The sequence below is a fragment of the Hymenobacter sp. genome (genome assembly GCF_036388155.1).
In the GTDB taxonomy this organism is placed as follows: domain Bacteria; phylum Bacteroidota; class Bacteroidia; order Cytophagales; family Hymenobacteraceae; genus Hymenobacter.
Window position 1 is genome coordinate 1 of record NZ_DASVSI010000004.1, and the last position, 18,570, is coordinate 18,570.

The 18,570-nt window shown below is 60.9% G+C and carries 13 protein-coding genes and 1 pseudogene; 6 read left to right on the forward strand and 8 right to left on the reverse strand.

Going from position 1 to position 18,570, the window contains the following annotated elements:
* Positions 1 to 135: 135 nt before the first annotated feature.
* The 3 genes from VF629_RS00490 to VF629_RS00500 all read left to right on the forward strand — a co-directional run bounded on the left by VF629_RS00490 (position 136) and on the right by VF629_RS00500 (position 2,814).
* On the forward strand, positions 136 to 582 hold the full coding sequence (locus VF629_RS00490; RefSeq protein WP_331056478.1) for a hypothetical protein: 447 nt from the start codon (positions 136 to 138) through the stop codon (positions 580 to 582).
* A gap of 182 nt (positions 583 to 764) precedes the next feature.
* Positions 765 to 2,201, forward strand: coding sequence for an MFS transporter (locus tag VF629_RS00495; RefSeq protein WP_331056479.1), 1,437 nt, complete (start codon positions 765 to 767; stop codon positions 2,199 to 2,201).
* Positions 2,202 to 2,304: 103 nt separating this feature from the next.
* Positions 2,305 to 2,814 (forward strand): DinB family protein, encoded by a 510-nt coding sequence (locus VF629_RS00500; RefSeq protein WP_331056480.1) that lies wholly within the window; start codon positions 2,305 to 2,307, stop codon positions 2,812 to 2,814.
* Positions 2,815 to 2,998: 184 nt separating this feature from the next.
* Here the strand turns inward: VF629_RS00500 and VF629_RS00505 are convergent, their stop codons facing one another.
* Complete coding sequence (locus tag VF629_RS00505; RefSeq protein WP_331056481.1) at positions 2,999 to 4,666, reverse strand: amidohydrolase; 1,668 nt, start codon at positions 4,664 to 4,666, stop codon at positions 2,999 to 3,001.
* 177 nt (positions 4,667 to 4,843) lie between these two features.
* The gene (locus tag VF629_RS00510; RefSeq protein ID WP_331056482.1) at positions 4,844 to 5,614 is read right to left on the reverse strand and encodes an AMP nucleosidase; all 771 of its coding nucleotides are present in this window, start codon (positions 5,612 to 5,614) and stop codon (positions 4,844 to 4,846) included.
* Between the two features lie 102 nt (positions 5,615 to 5,716).
* Between VF629_RS00510 and VF629_RS00515 the strand changes: the two genes are divergently transcribed.
* From VF629_RS00515 to VF629_RS00525, 3 genes and pseudogenes are all read left to right on the forward strand, one after another.
* A complete protein-coding gene (locus VF629_RS00515; RefSeq protein ID WP_331056483.1) occupies positions 5,717 to 6,202 on the forward strand; it encodes a type I restriction enzyme HsdR N-terminal domain-containing protein in 486 nt (161 codons plus the stop codon).
* 438 nt (positions 6,203 to 6,640) lie between these two features.
* Positions 6,641 to 6,772 (forward strand): hypothetical protein, encoded by a 132-nt coding sequence (locus VF629_RS00520; protein WP_331056484.1) that lies wholly within the window; start codon positions 6,641 to 6,643, stop codon positions 6,770 to 6,772.
* Between the two features lie 136 nt (positions 6,773 to 6,908).
* Positions 6,909 to 8,153: pseudogene (locus VF629_RS00525) on the forward strand (aminotransferase class V-fold PLP-dependent enzyme).
* A 67-nt stretch (positions 8,154 to 8,220) separates the two neighbouring features.
* Here VF629_RS00525 and VF629_RS00530 read toward each other — a convergent pair.
* The 6 genes from VF629_RS00530 to VF629_RS00555 form a co-directional block, all read right to left on the reverse strand.
* A complete protein-coding gene (locus tag VF629_RS00530) occupies positions 8,221 to 9,393 on the reverse strand; it encodes a PAS domain-containing sensor histidine kinase (protein ID WP_331056485.1) in 1,173 nt (390 codons plus the stop codon).
* On the reverse strand, positions 9,390 to 10,202 hold the full coding sequence (locus tag VF629_RS00535; RefSeq protein ID WP_331056486.1) for an alpha/beta hydrolase: 813 nt from the start codon (positions 10,200 to 10,202) through the stop codon (positions 9,390 to 9,392). The genes VF629_RS00530 and VF629_RS00535 overlap by 4 nt, the downstream gene beginning before the upstream one ends.
* Before the next feature lie 160 nt (positions 10,203 to 10,362).
* Positions 10,363 to 11,757: a TolC family protein gene (locus VF629_RS00540; protein WP_331056487.1), complete on the reverse strand. Its 1,395-nt coding sequence runs from the start codon at positions 11,755 to 11,757 to the stop codon at positions 10,363 to 10,365.
* A 42-nt stretch (positions 11,758 to 11,799) separates the two neighbouring features.
* Positions 11,800 to 14,973 carry an efflux RND transporter permease subunit gene (locus VF629_RS00545; protein ID WP_331056488.1) on the reverse strand — a complete coding sequence of 1,058 codons (3,174 nt, stop codon included), beginning with the start codon at positions 14,971 to 14,973 and terminating at the stop codon, positions 11,800 to 11,802.
* A gap of 56 nt (positions 14,974 to 15,029) precedes the next feature.
* Positions 15,030 to 16,190: an efflux RND transporter periplasmic adaptor subunit gene (locus VF629_RS00550; protein ID WP_331056489.1), complete on the reverse strand. Its 1,161-nt coding sequence runs from the start codon at positions 16,188 to 16,190 to the stop codon at positions 15,030 to 15,032.
* Positions 16,191 to 16,627: 437 nt separating this feature from the next.
* Positions 16,628 to 18,532 carry an LTA synthase family protein gene (locus VF629_RS00555; protein WP_331056490.1) on the reverse strand — a complete coding sequence of 635 codons (1,905 nt, stop codon included), beginning with the start codon at positions 18,530 to 18,532 and terminating at the stop codon, positions 16,628 to 16,630.
* Positions 18,533 to 18,570: the final 38 nt, after the last annotated feature.

Consider the following 18,570-nt stretch of genomic DNA (forward strand, 5'->3'; position numbering starts at 1 on the left):
AGGCGGTCGACCGACGCGGGAACGCGGACTACAGAGTCCGCGCTACTGCCCGGCCCGTACAGTGACGGCGAAACCGCGCTAGTCAGCGCTTCTGGAGCAGTTTTTAGGGCTCGATGCGCTGCATTGTGTAGGAAAATGGCAACCGACAGCGAAAAAATCGTCCACCACCTCAACGGGTTTCTGGAAGGGGTTGCCCTCTTCAGCACCCTGTTTCTGAGCAACGGAGCGGTGGCGTTTGAAGCAGAACTGCTGGCGCCAGGCACCTTACCGGAGCGCGCGGCCCGGCAAACCACGGAAGCCGAATTCCAGGCGGTGCTGCTGCAATGGCTGCGGTTTGGCATCGTTGAGCGGCCCGCTCACGCTCCAGAGGCCAGCCCTACCTCATCTGAAAAGGCCCTGCTGGGGGTGACCAGCGACGCGCTGGGCGAGGTGATGGTCCAAATCAGGCAGCTTTTTGGCGGCAATGAGTTCAGGGTTTATTGCCCGTTGGAAAAGATGCACCCCGTTGAGGTGCTGCAAGACGAATTCGTATTCACCAGCGCAAACACTCAGCTGTACCTGCGCGGCGGGTGGTCCGATTGAAAAGCGGCGCTGCTTATCGTTGCGCCCCTGCTTCCGCCCCGTCACCGTGTAGATGCAGCACCTGCCTGGGTTTCCTCAACGTTATTTATCCCCTTGGTCCCGGCTGCCCAAGCAGTTGGGGCCATTCATTTTTGGGCCCTGGCCGTATCTTGCCCGTGCGCGCTTTCCCCGCGCTCCTCCCCATGGCCCAACCTTCGACAACCACCACGCCCGTCGAAAAAGACAACAAGCGCATTACCACCGGCTGGACGTTCTACGACTGGGCCAACTCGGTGTACCCGCTGGTGATTACGAGCAGCATTTTCCCCATTTATTGGGGCTCTATGGTCAAGGCCGTCACGAACACCGATAGCGGCAAAACGCCCGTTGAGTTCCTTGGGATGCACGTGCCCGGCACGTCGTTGCAGAACTATTCCGTGTCGGCCGCCTTCCTCATCATCGCCCTCATCAGCCCGCTGCTCACTGCGCTGGCCGATTTCTCGGGTCGTAAGAAGCTGTTCCTGCAAATTTTCTGCTATATCGGGGCCATTAGCTGCGCGGCCTTGTATTTTTTCGAACCCAGCACGTTCACCATTAGCGTGTTTGTGTTCATCATGGCAACGGTGGGGTTTTCGGGGTCCATTGTCTTTTACAATTCGTATCTACCAGATATTTCTTCCGAAGAAAAATTCGATTCTTTGTCGGCGCGCGGGTTTTCAATGGGCTATATTGGCTCGGTGCTGCTGCTGGTCCTGTGCCTGATGCTCATTCAGGGCCCCACGCTTTCGGGCACGCCCATGTTTGGTCTGACGACCGGCGAGGCCACGCGATACAGCTTTCTGCTTACTGGCATCTGGTGGGCTGGTTTCGCTCAAATCCCCTTTTTCACCCTTCCCGCCGACCCGGGCCGCCCCGCCGGTGCTGCGTCCGAATCAGGCTGGCTGCTCAACGGATTCCGCGAGTTGGGCAAAGTGTGGGAAGAAACCAAGAAGCAGCCCAACCTGAAGCGTTTCCTGTTGGCTTACTTCACTTATAACATGGGCGTGCAAACCGTGATGTACGTGGCCACGCTCTTCGGCTCCGAAGAGTTGAAATTGGAAACCTCCGCGCTCATCCAAACCATCTTGCTGCTGCAAATCGTGGGGATTCTGGGTGCCTACCTGTTTGCTAAGTTGTCGGAGCGCATCGGCAATACGCGGGCCCTGAGCTGGGCGGTATTCATTTGGATGCTGATTTGCATCGCGGGCTATTTTGTGCAGGCCGGGTGGTCTTTTTACGTGCTGGCCGCGGTTATAGGGCTCACGATGGGCGCGGTGCAAAGTCTGTCGCGCTCGACCTATTCCAAGATTATTCCCGAAAACACCCCCAATTCGGCCGCTTATTTCAGCTTTTTTGACGTGACCGAGAAAGTGGGCATCGTAATCGGCCTGATTGTTTTCGGGGGTATTTCTCAAATTATGGACGGCAACATGCGCTACAGCATATTAGCGCTGATTGTGTTTTTCATCCTGGGCCTGATTTTCCTGCTTCAATTGCGGGGCCGCAAGCTGCGGGAAGATGCGCCCGACGCGCCCGCCGTTTTTCCCGGTCCGCCGCCTGCTTCGGCAGTGGCCAGCACGCCGCTGGGGGTTAAAAGTTAAAATGCGGAGTTAAAATCAAGGGCGTAGTTTCGCGTCCTTTTGCTGGGCTAGTACGCCGGCCTGCAGAAATTTTAACCCTCAACTTTTCACTTTTAACTGAATAATGCACACCTCCTCCGTCCAGCAAAACATCCTTGCCGAACTCGACCAAGAACTGGCCAGCACCCGCCGTCTGCTCGAGCGCGTGCCCCATGAGCAGGCCGACTACAAGCCCCACCCCAAAAGCATGAGCCTGTGGCAGTTGGCTACTCACGTGGTAAACCTGCTGTCTTTCAATACGCTGTTTGTGCAAGCGGATGGCCGCGACTTCCTCGACCCCAACTCGCCCAAGCCCGGTCCCACGCCCACGAGCAAGGAAGAGTTGATGGCCCGCTTCGACGACTACAGCGCCGCCCTGCGGCAGGCGCTCCAAGCCAGCGACGACCAGACCCTGACCAACAACTTCAAGCTGCACCGCGGCGAGCACGTGGTGTTCGAGATGCCTAAAGCCGCCGCCATCCGCATCATGGGCCTGAACCACAGCATTCACCACCGCGGCCAGCTGTCGGTGTACCTACGCCTGCTCGACATCCCGGTGCCCGGCCTCTACGGTCCCAGCGCCGACGAGAAATAGAAAAGCAACGCCTGTCATTGCGAGCGCAGCGCGGCAATCCGTCCTGGCTTCAGCGACGAGCTTAAGGTTGTGACAAATGCCATAGAAAAAGCCCTGACTCATTATTGGAGCCGGGGCTTTTCACATCCCAAGGTTTAGCTCTGAGCGAGGAAGGATTGCCGCGCTGCGCTCGCAATGACAGGCCTTACTTCCCGCCAAAAACCTGCTGGCCACCAATCCAGGTTTGCAGCACCTTGGCGGTGCGCAGCTGCTCGTTGGGGGCGGTGATTAAGTCCGTCCCCATCACCACGAAATCGGCCAGCATGCCGGGCTTGATTTGGCCCTTGCGCTTCTCCTCGAAGCCGGCGTGGGCGGCCCAGGTGGTCATGCCGCGGAGGGCGTCGGGGCGCGAGATGGCGTTTTCCATCTGGAAGCCGCCGGCGGGGTAGTTCTTGGCATCTTGCCGCGCCACGGCGGAATGGAAGCCATATAAGGGGTTGATGTCTTCCACCGGGAAGTCGGAGCCCAGCGCCAGTTGGCCGTACTGTTTCAGCAGCTCCTGGTAGGCGTAGGCGGTTTTTACGCGTTGTGCGCCCAGGCGCTCGCCGGCCCAGTACATGTCGGAGGTGGCGTGGGTGGGCTGCACGGAGGGCACGATGCCGAACTGCCCGAACTTGGGCATGTCGGCTGGCGTGATGACCTGGGCGTGCTCGATGCGCCAGCGCCGGTCTTTCTGGCCGCTCAGCGCCTCGCCGTAGATGTTGAGGATGATGCGGTTGGCCGAGTCGCCGATGGCGTGGGTGTTCATCTGGAACTTCGAGGCGGCCAGTTCTTTGGCCAGGGCGCGGTACTCCTTTTCAGTCGAGAGCAGGAAGCCGGTTTCTTCGGGCTTATCGGCGTAGGGGTGCACCAGGCAGGCTCCGCGCGAGCCCAAGGCGCCGTCGGCATAGACTTTGAAGGAGTTGATGGTGAGCTGGTCGGTGAAAACGGGGCCGCTTTTGAGGTAGTAGGCGCGGTTTTCGGGCGTTGGGGCGAGCATGGCGTACAGGCGCAGCTTGAGGTCGCCTTTTTGCTGGAGGGCAGCCATCTGGTCGATGTCGGCTTTGTCGAGGCCGGCATCGGCGAGGCTGGTGAGGCCCACGGCCAGGCAGTTTTGCTGGCCCTGCAACAGCAGTTGGGCGGCCTCGGCCGGTGCTGGCTCGGCGATGTCCTTGCCTACGAGGCGCTGGGCATTGTCAACGAGCAGGCCAGTCAAGCGGCCTTGGGCATCACGCGTGATGGTGCCACCGCTAATAGGCGTACGGGCCGTAACACCGGCCATATCCAAGGCTTTCTGGTTGACAATGGCCGCGTGGCCGTCAACTCGGATGAGCGCCACCGGCACATTGGGGAATAGCTGGTCCAGCTTGTCTTTGGTCGGAAACTGCTTGTCGGGCCAATCGTTCTGGTCCCAGCCGCGGCCCAGCAGCCACGCCGCCTGCGGGTGCTGCTGGCGGTGCTGTTGCAGCTTCTGGAGCACGTCTTCCCAGGATGTCGTGCCCACCAGATTGGCGTAGCTCAAGCCTAGCGAGTAGCGGTAAAAATGGCAGTGCGCGTCGTAAAACCCGGGGTAAATAAACTGGCCGCCCGCATTCACTTCCTGCGCCGCCTGGTACTTGGATTTAAGGTCGCTGGCCGAGCCCACGGCCACAAACTTCCCGTCTTTCACCGCAAAGGCCTCGGCCTTGGAAAACGTAGAATCGACGGTGTAAACCGTGGCGTTGGTGACGAGCAGGTCCACGGATTCGCGCTTGGCTCCGCAGCTGCTGAGTAACGTCAGGCCTAGCAGCGGCGCGGCAAGTTTGGGAAGTAGCGTGGAAGATGAGTAGGCCATGCGAGAAAGATTGAGGAGGTTAGGTGGGGGAAAAGATTAAAAAAGTCATGCCGAGCGCAGCCGAGGCATCTCGCGTGCAAAAGTAATTCAATCGTTCGATGCAATTGAGTACTGCTGCACGCGAGATGCCTCGGCTGCGCTCGGCATGACGTTCAAATCGTAGCCTTAACAAATGGGCTACTCGAAGCGCATGTGCTTCACCGACTCGCCCGAGAACTGCAGCTCTTGTAGCGACTCGATGCCAATTTGCAGGTGCTGCTTTACGAAGTTGGTGGTCACTTTCGAGTCCGATTCCGACGTTTTCACGCCTTCGGGCGTCATTGGGTTGTCGCTCACCAGCAGCAGGGCACCGTGGGGGATGTCGTTCATGAAGCCGCACACGAAAATGGTGGCCGTTTCCATGTCCACCGCCAGGGCGCGCACCCGGCGCAGGTAGTCCTTGAACTCCTGGTCGTGCTCCCACACGCGGCGGTTGGTGGTGTACACGGTGCCGGTGTAGTAGTCCAGCTCGTGCTTCTTAATCATGGATGACACGGCGCGCTGTAGGCGGAAGGAGGGAAGCGCGGGGATTTCCTTGGGCAAGTAGTCGTCGGAAGTTCCGTCGCCGCGAATGGCCGCGATGGGCAGCACCAGGTCGCCGAGCTTGGTCTTTTTCAGGCCGCCGCACTTGCCCAGAAACAGCGCCGCTTTGGGCTTGATGGCCGAGAGCAGGTCCATGACCGTGGCGGCCATCGGCGAGCCCATGCCGAAGTTGATGATAGTGATGCCGTTGGCCGTGGCCGTTTGCATGGGCTTGTCGGTGCCGCGCACCTCCACGCCGAATTGCTCGGCAAACATGTACACGTAATTGCTGAAGTTGGTGAGCAGGATGTACTGCCCGAACTCGTTCAGCGGCACCCCGGTGTAGCGCGGCAGCCAGTTGTTAACAATTTCCTCTTTGGTCTTCATTTTGGCAATGAGTGAATGGGTAAATGAGCGAATGGGTAAATGAGTTCTTGTGCGAAATGATAAATCATCATTCGCTCCTTCACCCATTCACCCATTCGCTCATTGAAAAAGGTACCTTTGGAGGTGATGCAAGCCCTGGACCTGCCGCCTTTCGACGTCAAACTTACGCAATCGGCCACGAATCAGCCACTCATCTGGGACGGGCTGCGCCGCAAGCACGTCGTGCTCACGCCCGAAGAGTGGGTACGCCAGCACGTAGTACATTATTTAATAAATCACCTCGGCTACCCCCGCGGCCTGCTGGCCCTGGAGCGCGGCCTGCGCTACAACCAGCGCCACAAGCGCACCGACCTGCTGGCCCTCAACCCGGAAGGCCGGCCACTACTGCTGGTGGAATGCAAGGCGCCCTCGGTGCCCATCGACGCGGCCGTGGCCCGGCAAGCCACTACCTACAACCAGACCATTGGCGCGCCGCTGCTACTGCTTACCAACGGCTTGGTGCACTACTGCTGGCGGGTGAATTTTGAAGCCCATACCAACGAGCGGCTGGCCGAAATTCCCACTTACGCCGACGCGGTGGGGCGGTAGCCGGCTTCCTCAGGCAAAAATCCTGAGCAGGCCAAGTGTGCAAGGCGGTGCCGGTGGGGGGGCGCCTGGATTGCGCGCCGGGTTGGAACGAGAAACCGGTGGGATGCGGCAACGCTTGTTCCTTGGGGAAAGCGGACTGCGGGGCAGGATGGCCGGCTTGAGGGGCGTCCGGAAAAGTACCGGGTTGTGCTAAAAACCGGCTGTTTGGCAATCAGTAGAATTACAGAGTAAACGGCCGAAATATACCGATTTTGGGCTGTGAAGGATGTTTTTAGTGGTCTAATCGCGGCTGCTTTCGTTTGATAAAGGCACAGCAGCTAGGTGCCGCGCGCAGCGGCGAAGCGTGATTATTACCCTTACCATATCCATGTCATGAACGCCAATCAAAAGCCCAGAAATAGGAAGTTGTCACCGCATCTAAAGCCAGCCAAACGGCTTGTGCGCACCTACACCAACCGCTCATTTAACGACCCGCTGGCCGGTGAGCAGGACCAGAATTACCTGCCGCCCTTGGCTGCGCTGGGCTACGGTGTTACGCCCCGGTTGGATTTTGGCCGCCCTGGCTGGTAGTGCTGGTGCAGGCTGCCAGCCCGGTGCCGGGCTGGTTTTGGCTGCTCGCAACTCACAAGTGGCCGATACCTTATTAAGTAGCTGAATAATGTCAATTGCTTCATCTCCGCAACTTACGCGCGCCGGTCGGCAGCCCATGCCGGCCGGCTACGACGTGGCCCGCATTCGGGCTGATTTTCCAGCCCTGCAACAGCAAGTCAACGGGCAGCCGCTCATTTATCTTGACACGGCGGCTACTTGCCACAAGCCCCGCGTGCTGGTTGAGCGGCTCAGCGAGCTCTACCTCGGGCAGTACGCCAAGCCCAACGAAAACCACCCCATGAGCGTGGCCATCACCGGGCAGCTGGAGGCTACCCGCCAGAAAGTGGCCGACATGCTCCATGCCACCAACCATGAAATTGTGTTTGTGCGCGGCTGCACCGAAGGCATTAATCTGGTGGCCACTGGTTTTGAGCGAGCCTTGCTCGAGGAGGGCGACGAGGTGATTGTCACCATGATGGCGCACCACTCCAACTACCTGCCCTAGGAAATGGCCTGCCGCCAAACCAAGGCCTTGCTCAAGGTGCTACCCATCACCCCGAGCGACGAAATCGACCTGAACCAGCTGCAGGATGCCATCACGGACCGCACCCGCTTGATAGCCGTGGAGCATTCTTCGCACGTGCTGGGCACCATCAACCCGGTCCGGCTGATTTCGGAGATGGCGCACCGGCATGGGAATATTGCGGTGCTGGTGGACGGCGCCCAGGCCGCCCCGCACATGCCCGTGGACGTGCGCGAAATCGGCTGTGATTTTTACACGTTTTCGGCTCACAAGATGGGCGGCCCCGCCGGCGTGGGCGTGCTCTACGGCCGCCAGCAGTGGTTGGAAAAGCTACCGCCCTACCAGCTGGGCGAAGGCATGGTGGACACGGTGAGCATCGCCCGGCTGCTTGCCAGCGCCGAGTCCGCGTACAAATCTGCGCCCCAAAAACTTGAGGGCGGCACGCAGGCCTTCGCCGACATCATCGCCTTCGGGTCCGTCGTCGATTACCTCGACACCATCGGCCGCGAGAAGATTTCGCAGTACGAAGAAGGCCTGCTGCATTACGCCATCGACCAACTTGAGCCCCTGGAGCGGGTGCGCATCGTGGGAACCGCGCCGGAGAAAGAGCCCCTGGTGTCGTTTACCCTGGCCGGCATCAAGGCCAAGAAAGCCGAGGGCTGGTTCAACAAGCACACCGGCATTGCCCTGCGGGCGGGCGAGCTGAGCGCGCAACCGCTGATGAAGGCACTGAACCTGGAGGGCGTCCTGCGCATCTCACTGGGCTATTTCAACACCGCGCAGGAAATCGACCAATTTGTGGGCGCTCTGCAGGAATGCATTCTCGAAGAGGGCTAAGGTCTTATGAGTCAGACTACGGCTTAGGGCGCGGCGGCAATAGCAAGGACCCGAGCGAGGCAAAGAATTACCCCGGGAAGAACAACCGAAACGTGGTGCCTTCGCCCACCACGCTTTCGACTGCTATGCGCCCGCCGGCTTCGTGCACGATGCGGTGGACCAAGTAGAGGCCCACGCCGGAGCCGGGCACCTCGGGGTGAAAGCGGCGAAACAACTGGAACAAGTCCCGCTCGTGACGCGCGAGGTCGAGGCCGCGGCCATTGTCTTGCACGCGCAGCACAGGAGTTCCGTCTACCCGCTCCGTGCTGATGGCGACGCGGGGCCGGCGGCCGGGCTCGGCGTATTTGAGCGCGTTGCTGAGCAGGTTAAATAAGATGCTTTGCAAGCTGGCCCGGGTCATTCGCAGCGTCGGCTGGGCCTCGAAGTCCAGCGTAAAAATGGCGGCGTGGTCTTGCAGCTGCGGCGGCAGGCTGCGGATAACTTCTTCGGTAAAAGGCCGCAGCTCTACTTGCTCGGCAGGAGCGAGCTCGAGCTGGCGCTGGCGCTGCACCACTTCCGTGAGGCCTTCGATGGTGCTCAGGATTTGCTGCAGGGCCTCGTCCACCATTTGCACCATGGAAGCGGCGGCCGGGTCGTGGAAAGTGGTGTGGCGCTTGAGCTCGTCGAAAAGCCCGCTCAGGTTGTGCACCGGCTGCTTGAGGTCGTGGCTGGCCGTGTACACGAAGCTGTCCAGGTCGGCGTTGATGCGAATGAGCTCCTCGTTTTGGGTGCGGAGCTGCTCGCGCTGCGTTTCGGCCTGCTCTTTGGCCCGCAGCAGCTCCTGCTCGTACTTGCGCCGGTCGGTGATGTCGAACAGGGTGATGCGAATCACCAAGGGCTCGCCGTTGGTGTCGCGCCGCAACGCAGCATTGAGCAGCACGGGCAGCGTGCTGCCGTCGTGGCGGCACAACGAGTAGCTCACTTCCCGCACTTCGCCCTGCAAGAGCAGCAAGGGCACGCAGTGCATTTCGTAATGCAAGCGGCCGCCCACGGTCAGGAAGTTGGGAAAGCTCTGCCGGGCCACAAGCTCCTGGCGGGTGCGCCCAAGCCAGTTCAGTAACGTTTGGTTGAGTTTGACGATGGTGCCGTCGGGCAGGCAGGAGCAGTACCCGCAGGGCGCGTGCTCGTAGAGGTCTTCCGGATTTTCTTCGGTTAGCCGCAGGTCCAATTCCGGCAGCAGTTCGTCGTCGGCCTCGCTCATAGTTGTGCTATACGCACAGGTTCCAGAAAGAGACTAATGGCCTCAATGGTGGCCTGGGGCGCACTCAGGTGCGGGCAGTGCCCAGAGGTGTCGAGCAAGACCAGCTGACTTTGGGGCAAATGCGCATGCACGTATTCGCCCACGGCCCGCGGCGCAAGGGTATCTTGGGTGCATTGCAACACCAGGGCGGGGACGCGCAGCAGGGGCAAGTCGGCCCGGTTATCAGACAGAAACGTGACCCGGGCAAAATGCCGGGCAATGGTGGGGTCGGTGCTGCAAAAGCTGTTATTGAGTTCCTCGTTCAACTCGGGACGCTCGGGCTGGCCCATGATGACCGGCGTGATGGCCGCCGACCAGCCCAGGTAGTTGTTGTCCATGGTCTGGAGTAAGTCCTCGATGTCGGCCGGTTCGAATCCCCCCGTGTAGCCCACGTCGTTGATGTAGCGCGGGGAAGGCGCCACCAGCACCAGTTGGGAAAAACGCGCGGGCTCGCGGATGGCGGCCAGCACCGCAATCATGGCGCCCACCGAGTGGCCCACCAGCACGGCGTCGCGCAAGTCCAGCGCCTCCATTACTTCCAACAAGTCATCGGCGTGGGCGGCCAGGTTGCTGTAGCGGGCCGGGTCATACGCCGTCAGGTCGGAGTGGCCCGCTCCCACCAAATCGAGCAACACCACGCGGTATCGGTCTTCAAAGGCCGGGGCCACCAACCGCCACATGTGCTGATTGCAGCCAAACCCGTGCACAAAAACAATCGCCTGAGGCCCGCTCCCCGAAACATTGACGTTGAGGCGCTTTAAAACTTCCATAGCAGCAAACAGAGGTAGAACGCTGGCAAGCTCAGCCGCACCATAGGCCGGCTGCCGACGCAGTAGGCCAAATATAGCGGGCCCTGCGGCGGCGGCTAGCACCGACAGCCGGGGCCTGCTGCGTTTACCAAGCCGTTGCGTTCATAACCTTGCTGCGCTGCTACCGCCAGCCGCCGCCCAGCGAGCGGTACAGGTTCACCACCGACTGCAGGCGCTGCAGCCGGTCGTTGGTGCCGCCCAATTGGGCTTGCAGCAGGCTTTGGCGGGCCGTTATCACCTCGTTGTAGTTGGCGAAGCCGTAGTGCAGCAGCTCTTGCGAATAGCTTACTGACTTTTCCAGCGCATCAATCTGGTAGGTGCGCACCTGGATTTTCTCCAGCGCCGTTTGGTGCAGCGAAAGGGCATCCGACACTTCCCGGCCCGCGTTTAGGAGCGTGCTTTGGAAGTTGAGGGCGGACTCCTGCTGCTGGGCGCGGGCCACGGCCAGGCGGGTGCGGTTGAGGCGCTGGTTGAAAATAGGCTGCACGAGGCCGGCCCCGATGCTGGCGGCCAGGTAGCTCGGGCTCACCAAGTCGCCCAGGGCCAGCGACGACTGGCCGAGCGTGCCCGTGATGGTGAGCGCCGGGTAGAAGCTGGCCCGCGCCACGTTGGTGAGCTCGAAGAAGGACCGGTAGTTCAACTCGGCTTGCTGCACATCGGGCCGGTTGGCCAGCAGCTGGGCGGGCACGCCGGTTTGCAGCACCTCCACGGTGGTTTGGTTGTCCAGATTGCCCCGGCGAATGGCGGCCGGCGGCAGAGCCAGCAGGATGCTCAGGGTATTTTCAATTTCCCGGATGTCCTGGCGCAGGTCCGGCAGGGTGACTTCGGCGGCGTAGCGCTGGGCTTCGCTTTGCACCACGGCGGCTCCCGTGACGCGGGCGGCCACTTTCAGGGCGCGCATGGTTTGCACGGTGGTGTCCCAGTTCATCACCGTGTACCGCGTGATGGCCAGCTGCTGGTCTAAGGCCAGGAGCTGGTAGTAGTAGGTGGCAATGTTGGCCACCAGGCCGGTTTGCACGGCCCGCGCGCCGGCCTGCGACTCCAGGAAGCTGGCCAGGCTGGCGCGGCGGTTGCTGCGCAGCCGCCCCCACACGTCCACCTCCCAGCCCGACGACAGCCCCAGCTGGTACTGGGTGTTGTTGTTGCTGCGCAAGCCAAACGTCTGCGCCTCCGACAGCCGCGACCTCGTGCCCCCGAGGTTGGCGTTGAGCGTGGGGAAGAGGGCGGCGCGGCTTTGCAGGTAGTAGGCCTCGGCTTGCTGAATGCGGGTGTAGGCCACCTGCAGGTCCAGGTTGCGGGCAATGCCCTGGCTGATGAGCCGCTGCAAGGTGGTGTCGGTGAAGAGCTGCTGCCAGCGCAGGTGGGCCAGGGTAGTGGTGTCGGCGGTGGTGACGTCGCGGTAGAGGTTGGCGGTTGGGGCGGCCGGCCGTTGGTAGGGCCTGATGATGTTGCACGAGGCCGCCAGCACGCCCGTCAGCACAGTCAAAAGCAGGAGCCGCCATGTTCTGTTCTTCATAATCTGCTGGAGGTTAGCGCTGAGCAAGGCAATGGCGGGGCTTCAGGCGGCCGGGGCGGTTTCGGGCTGGCGGGATTTGTCGGCTTTTTCAGTCAGGGGCTCTTTGGGCTTGCCGCTGATGCGCTCCTGCAAGCCCTGGAAAACGACGTACAGCACCGGAATCACGAACACGCCGATGAGCGTACCGATGAGCATGCCGCCCACCGCGCCCGTCCCGATGGAGCGGTTGCCCGTGGCCCCGGCGCCTTGCGCCATCATCAGCGGCACCAGGCCCAGGATGAAGGCAAACGACGTCATCAAAATGGGCCGCAGGCGGGCTTGGGCGCCTTCAAGGGCCGCCTGCACCAGCGGCATGCCGTGCCGCCGGCGCTCCACCGCAAATTCCACGATGAGAATGGCGTTTTTGGCCAGCAAACCGATGAGCATAATCAGGGTGATTTGCAGGTAGATGTTGTTGGAGATGCCGAACAGGCTGGCGAACATGAACGCCCCGGCCAAGCCAATGGGCAGCGACAGCAGCACCGCAAACGGCAAGATGTAGCTCTCGTACTGCGCGCTGAGCAGTAGGTACACGAATACCAGCACTAGCCCGAAAACCATCACCGTTTGGCCGCCGGCCGATATTTCCTCCCGCGTCATGCCCGAAAACTCATAGCCGTAGCCCGCCGGCAGGGCCTGGCTCGCCACTTCCTGAATGGCCCGGATGGCATCGCCGGAGCTGTAGCCGGGCTTGGGCGAGCCCGTGACGCTGATGGACGTGAACAGGTTGAAGCGGGAGATGGACTGCGGCCCGTACACCCGTGTCAGGTTGATGAATTCGGTGATGGGCGCCATCACCCCGTTGCCGTTGCGAACGAAGATGTTATTCAGCCCCTCGGGGTTGGCCCGGAAGGACGCCTCGGCCTGGTACATCACCCGGAATTGCTTGCCAAACTGGTTGAAGTTGGAAGCATATACGCCGCCGTAATAGCCCTGCATCGTGCTCAGAATGTCGTTGATGGACAGGCCGGCAGCCTTGGCCTTGGCCACGTTCACCTCAATCTGGTACTGCGGAAAGTTGACGTTGAAAGACGTAGAGGCGTACTGGATTTCGGGCCGCTGGCTCAGGGCCGTCAGGAAGTCGCTGCCCACCTTGGAGAAGATGGCAATGTCGCGCCCGCTGCGGTCCTGCAACTCAAACGAAAAGCCGCCCGACGTGCCAAAACCCGAGATGGTGGGCGGGGCGAAGAAGATGATTTTGGCGTCGCGGATGCCGGCCGTTTTCGCAAACAGCTGGCCGATGATGGACTGCACGTCCTGGCCTTTTTCGGTGCGCTGCTCCCAGTTTTTCAGCCGCATGATGACCATGCCGTAGTTGCTGCCCGTGCCGCTAATCATGCCCTGGCCGGTGATGCGCAGGATGTTTTCCACCTCCGGAATGGTGCGCGCCACGGCTTCCACCTGCTTGGTAATGGCCTGGGTGCGCTCGGCCGAAGCGGAGGGCGGCAGGGCAATGTCGGCCATCACCGAGCCCATGTCCTCGTTGGGCACGAAGGCCGAGGGCGTAGTGCGCATCAGGTAATAAAACCCGCCGGAGAAAATCAGTAGAATGGCCCAGGTCATCCACTTGCGCCCAATCAGGAAGGATACGCCCCGCTTGTACTTATCCGTCGTCTTTTCAAATCCGCGGTTAAAAGCGCCATAGAAGCGCTGCAGCAGGTTTTGCTTGTGCTCGCCTTCCTGGTGCGGCTTCAGAAAGATGGCGCAGAGCGCGGGGCTTAGCGTCAGGGCGTTCACGGCCGAGAGCACAATGGCAATGGCCAGCGTGAGGCCGAATTGCTTGTAAAACACGCCCGCCGAACCCGCGATGAAGCTCACCGGTACAAACACCGCCGCCATGACCAGCGTGATGGAAATGATGGCCCCGGAAATCTCGCTCATGGCGTCTTTGGTGGCTTCCAGGGCCGAGGTGTAGCCCTGGTCCAGCTTGGCGTGCACGGCCTCCACCACCACAATGGCGTCGTCGACCACGATGCCGATGGCCAGCACCAACGCAAAGAGCGTGAGCAGGTTGATGGTGAACCCGAAGAGCAGCAGAAAGAAGAACGTGCCCACAATGGCCACCGGCACCGCAATGGCCGGAATGAGCGTGGAGCGGAAGTCTTGCAGGAACACAAACACCACGATGAACACCAGCACGAAGGCCTCAATCAGGGTGTGAATGACTTTTTCGATGCTGGCGTCGAGAAAGTCGTTGGCGTTCACCAGCGTCACGTACTTGATGCCCTTGGGGAAGGACTTGGCCGCGTTGTTCAGCACTTCCAGGCTGCCTTCGATGACCTCTTTGGCGTTGGAGCCCGCCGTTTGGCTCACGGCCACGCCCACCGACGCCTTACCATTCGTCGTGGTGGTGCTGGCGTAGCTCAGCGCGCCCAACTCGATGCGGGCAATGTCTTTCAGCCGCAGGATTTGCCCGGCGGGCGTGGCTTTCACCACCACGTTTTCGAACTGCGAAACGTCCTTCAGGCGGCCGGTGTATTTGATGACGTACTGAAACGACTGCCCGCCCTGCTCGCCAAACTGGCCGGGCGCGGCCTCAATGTTCTGCTCGGCCAGCGCGGCGCTGATGTCGGCCGGCACCAGCCCGTAGGTCGCCATCACGTCGGGCCGCAGCCAGAGGCGCATGGAATAGGCCATCTGCCCGAAGGCGTTGGACTGGCCCACGCCGGTCACGCGCTTGATGAGCGGGACCAAGTTGATTTCGGCGTAGTTCTGCAGGAAGGTTTGGTCGTAGGCGGGGTCGTCGCTGTAGAGGGCGAAGATTACGAGGTTGCTGCTCTGGCTCTTGGCGGTGGTCACGCCGGCGCGGGTCACCTCCTGGGGCAGCAGGGCGGTGGCGCGGGCCACCCGGTTTTGCACGTTCACCGAAGCCAAGTCGGGGTTGGTGCCCAGCTTGAAGTTGACCGTGATGCGGGCGCTGCCGTCGTTGCCGGCCGAGGACGTCATGTAGGTCATGTTTTCCACGCCGTTTATCTGTTCTTCCAGCGGCACAATCACGCTGTTGAGCACCACGTCGGCGTTGGCGCCCTGGTAGGCCGTGGACACCACCACCGTGGGCGGCGCAATCTCGGGGTACTGCGCAATGGGCAGCGACAGCAGCCCCAGCACGCCCAAAATGACAATGAGAATAGAGATAACCGTGGAAAGGACCGGTTGCTCGATAAAGCGCTGAAACATAGCTTTCCGTGGAATAAGATAACCAACTACACACCCTCTGTTCGACCCCTAGCAACTCATCGCGGCAGTTGTCGGTAAATGCTGTCGGCATTCACCGGCTGGGGCTTGATGGCGGCGCCTTCGCGCAGCGTGGCCACGCCCTCCACCACAATGCGGGCGCCGGACTGCAGCCCCCGCTCCACCACGAAAAAGGTCCCGTCGCTGTTATTCAGCACGCGCACTTCGGCGCTGCGCACCTTGTTGCTGTCCTGCACCACGTACACAAAGCGCTTGCCCTGGATTTCGTAGGTCGCCTTTTGCGGGATAATCAGGGCTGTGTCCACCACGGTGGGAATGCGCACCACGCCGCTGCTGCCGCTGCGCACCACGCTGCCGGGGTTGGGGAACGTGGCCCGCACCCGCACCGAGCCGGTTTCGGTGTTGATGGAGCCGCTGGTGGTTTCGATGCGCCCTTTCTCCGGGAATTCAGTGCCGTTGGCCAGAATCAGCGACACTGGCGGGATGGTGGCCAGCCGCTCCTGCGTGGTGGCGCCGCGGGCGCTGCGCGAAAAAGCCAGCGCCTGCTTTTCGTTGATGGAGAAGTAGGCGAAGATGTTGCCGATGTTGGAAACCGTGGTCAGCGGCTGGGCGGTGTTGCTGCTCACCAAGCTCCCGATTTTGTACGGTATTAGGCCCACAAGGCCGTTCACCGGGCTCGCAATTTGGGTGTAGCCCAGGTTGGTGCGGGCATTGGCCAGCGTGGCATTGGCCTGGGCCAGGGCCGCCTGCCGCGACTGCAGCGTGAACTGCGCCGACTGGAGCTCGTACTGACTAATGATGTTTTTCTCGACCAGCGGCCGCACCTTGTTCACCTCCATGCGCGCCGAGTTGACGTCGGCCTGGGCAATTTTGATGTTGGCCTGGGCCGTGCGCACTTCCTGCTCGTACTGGGGCGCCGTGATGCGAAACAGGAGCTGGCCTTGCCGAACCGTGGCGCCTTCGTCCACCAGAATGCTGCCCAAGTAGCCGTCAATCTTCGGACGAATCTCAATGTCCTGCTGCCCCTGAATGGTGGCTGGGTAGTCGCTGTTGAGCGTGGTGGCGCGTCGCGCCAACGTGAGCACTGGGTACGCCTTGGGCGCGTCGGCGGCCGGTGCGGCGGCTTTCTCCTCCTTGCCGCCACAACCGGCCAGCACTGCCAGCACCAATACCTGTACAACGTGTGGCCGAGTGCGCATTATGAAACGTGTCTTACGAAAATGAGCCTGTGACTGAGCTGCGCCGAAGGCAATGGATGAGTAGCCTCTCATGCTCGGTCTTGCAGTCGCTATTTCTTCAATGTGAGCGGGCTATTCCGGCAGTAACCGCCCAAATCAGCAAGGCTTTCTCCCAGTTCACCACAATCAATATCCCCACTTGACGGGAAACCTGCGTATTAAGTTGTCCTATTAATTCATTAATAAGTTATATAATTGACGAGCTTACCGTAATGTTTCTGGCCTTCATATGGGTTTCAACACTAACGAGCGCAGACTGAAGAAGGCTCTTCAATCCCCAAACTTTGGTGTTTACTTCCGCCGTAAAAAACGGCGTCACGTCTTGCCAGCGCCCAAAGATTGGCAGCTACTGGCAAGACGTGACGCCGTTTTTTAGAGGTTTTTAGTAGCCCGATACCCTATTTATACAGGCGGTTATCGAGCAGGCTGTTCACGTAGAACTGCACGGAAGCACGCAACTCGTCGCCATACTTCCGCACGATTGCTGGGTCCGGTTTGGCCACGGGCTCGTTGGGAATGTAGTGGGTTTGGTAGGGGTAGAGCCGCACTTGGTTGGTATTAGTCAGCTCCGTCACGAAGTCGGAATGGACCAAGAAATACGACTCGCCGTCGCGGAAAAACGCGCGTCCCGTCTTGGTATTGTCAAACACCGAAGAGCCGAAGGGCAGCAGCCGTTTGGACTCCTGGCGCAGCCCCAGCACGTCCACCACGGAAGCCGGGATGTCGAGGTGTTGGGTAATGCGGTGCGGGTTGACGGCCGGCAACTTGCCGCCGGGCCGGAATAGCAGGAGCGGGGTTTTGTGGTAGCCCAGCGGGTTTTGGTAGGCCGGGTTGTCGGTTTGGGAGGTGTGGTCGGCGGTGAGGACAAACAGCGTGCGGCCGTACCACGGCTGTTGGCGCGCGGCCTCAAAAAACCGGCGTAGGGCCATGTCCGAATAGGCAATGGTGGGGTGAATGGGCTGCGTGCCCGCCGGAAACTTGCCCTTGTACTGGGCCGGAATCGTGAACGGCTCGTGCGCGCTAAGCGTGAACAGGGTAGCGAAAAACGGCTCCTTCGTCGCCCCCAATTGCCGGTTGAAGTACTGCAAATACGGCTCGTCAAAAATGCCCCAGTGGCCGTCGTGGTCCGGGCTGCTGGCGCCGCCGGGGTACTGGTTCAGGCCGTAGTATTTCTGCATGCCCGCAATGCCCGAAAACATGTCGAAGCCCATCGTGCCATTGGTGCCGGCGTGGTACATGGCCGTGGTGTAGCCGTGGCGTCCCAGTATTTCGCCCAGTCCGTGCAGCTCCGCCGTTTGGAAAGTGGAAGTGATGAAGGGCTCGTCCATCAGCGAAGGGAGGCCCGACAGCACCGCCGGCAGCGCCTCGATGGAACGGCGGCCGTTGGCGTAGTTCTCGCGCAGAAAGCGGGAAGTGGGCGCAGTAGCTAGCGAATCGAAGAACGGCGTGTACCCGCCCCGGCCCCCGTTTTCCACGCCGGTGTATTCTGACCCAAAGCTCTCCAGCAACAGCACCACTACGTTGGTCGCGCCATTTTCACCTGCCCGCTCGGCAAATGACGGCGTTCCCAGCGCCGCCCGAACGGCGGCATCGGGCAAGTAGCTTTTCCGCTCCACCCGTTTGGCATCGGCCGATTTTAGCACCGTGAAGGTGCTGTTCAGCGCCAGGTGGCCCAGCACCGCGGGCTGCTGCTCAAACGCCACTCCGGTGCGCAGGGGCTTCAGCTGCCAGCCGCCCCGCAAGCCCAGCACCACCAAAATGATGAGCACGGGCAGCTGCAGGACCAGCCGCCGCCACGAGCGGGGACGGGCAGAAGCGGCAATTTCGGTGGCCTTGGGCATCGGAAAGAAGCGCCACAGCAGGTATATCAGCGCCAGCAGCGGCGGCAACAGGTACAAGTAGTGCGCGCCAATTTGCCCGGCCTGGCGCTGCAGGTCGCCCCCAATGGTGCGCCACTCGTTGCTCAGCCGCCGGCCAATGAACTTGAAATACTCCCAGTCGATGACGTTCAGCAGAAAGCCAAGCATATTCACCGCCACAAACAGCCCGCGCAGCACCTGCTGCCCGCGCCGGTTGTTTATCGGGGCCAGCAGCGACAGCAGCACCAGCGGCAAATTCAGCCACAACAGCGCCGATAAATCAAACCGCAGCCCGTGCACGAAGGCCAGCAGCACCGACCCTAGCTCGATGCTTTGAAACGTGCCGCGGTTGAACAGGTAAAAGCCTACCCGCAGCAACGTGTACACGCCCATCAGCAATGCAAAACGGCGCAGCAGCAGGCGAATGGCAGGCGAAAGAAACAAGGCGCGTGAAAAGTTAGAAGTGAAGAGCTCAGAGCGTG

Coding starts and splice junctions, on each gene's coding strand:
- VF629_RS00500 (WP_331056480.1), top strand. CDS start 2,305: ATGCACACCTCCTCCGTCCAGCAAAACATCCTTGCCGAACTCGACCAA.
- VF629_RS00550 (WP_331056489.1), bottom strand. CDS start 16,190: ATGCGCACTCGGCCACACGTTGTACAGGTATTGGTGCTGGCAGTGCTG.
- VF629_RS00505 (WP_331056481.1), bottom strand. CDS start 4,666: ATGGCCTACTCATCTTCCACGCTACTTCCCAAACTTGCCGCGCCGCTG.
- VF629_RS00540 (WP_331056487.1), bottom strand. CDS start 11,757: ATGAAGAACAGAACATGGCGGCTCCTGCTTTTGACTGTGCTGACGGGC.
- VF629_RS00495 (WP_331056479.1), top strand. CDS start 765: ATGGCCCAACCTTCGACAACCACCACGCCCGTCGAAAAAGACAACAAG.
- VF629_RS00510 (WP_331056482.1), bottom strand. CDS start 5,614: ATGAAGACCAAAGAGGAAATTGTTAACAACTGGCTGCCGCGCTACACC.
- VF629_RS00530 (WP_331056485.1), bottom strand. CDS start 9,393: ATGAGCGAGGCCGACGACGAACTGCTGCCGGAATTGGACCTGCGGCTA.
- VF629_RS00545 (WP_331056488.1), bottom strand. CDS start 14,973: ATGTTTCAGCGCTTTATCGAGCAACCGGTCCTTTCCACGGTTATCTCT.
- VF629_RS00490 (WP_331056478.1), top strand. CDS start 136: ATGGCAACCGACAGCGAAAAAATCGTCCACCACCTCAACGGGTTTCTG.
- VF629_RS00535 (WP_331056486.1), bottom strand. CDS start 10,202: ATGGAAGTTTTAAAGCGCCTCAACGTCAATGTTTCGGGGAGCGGGCCT.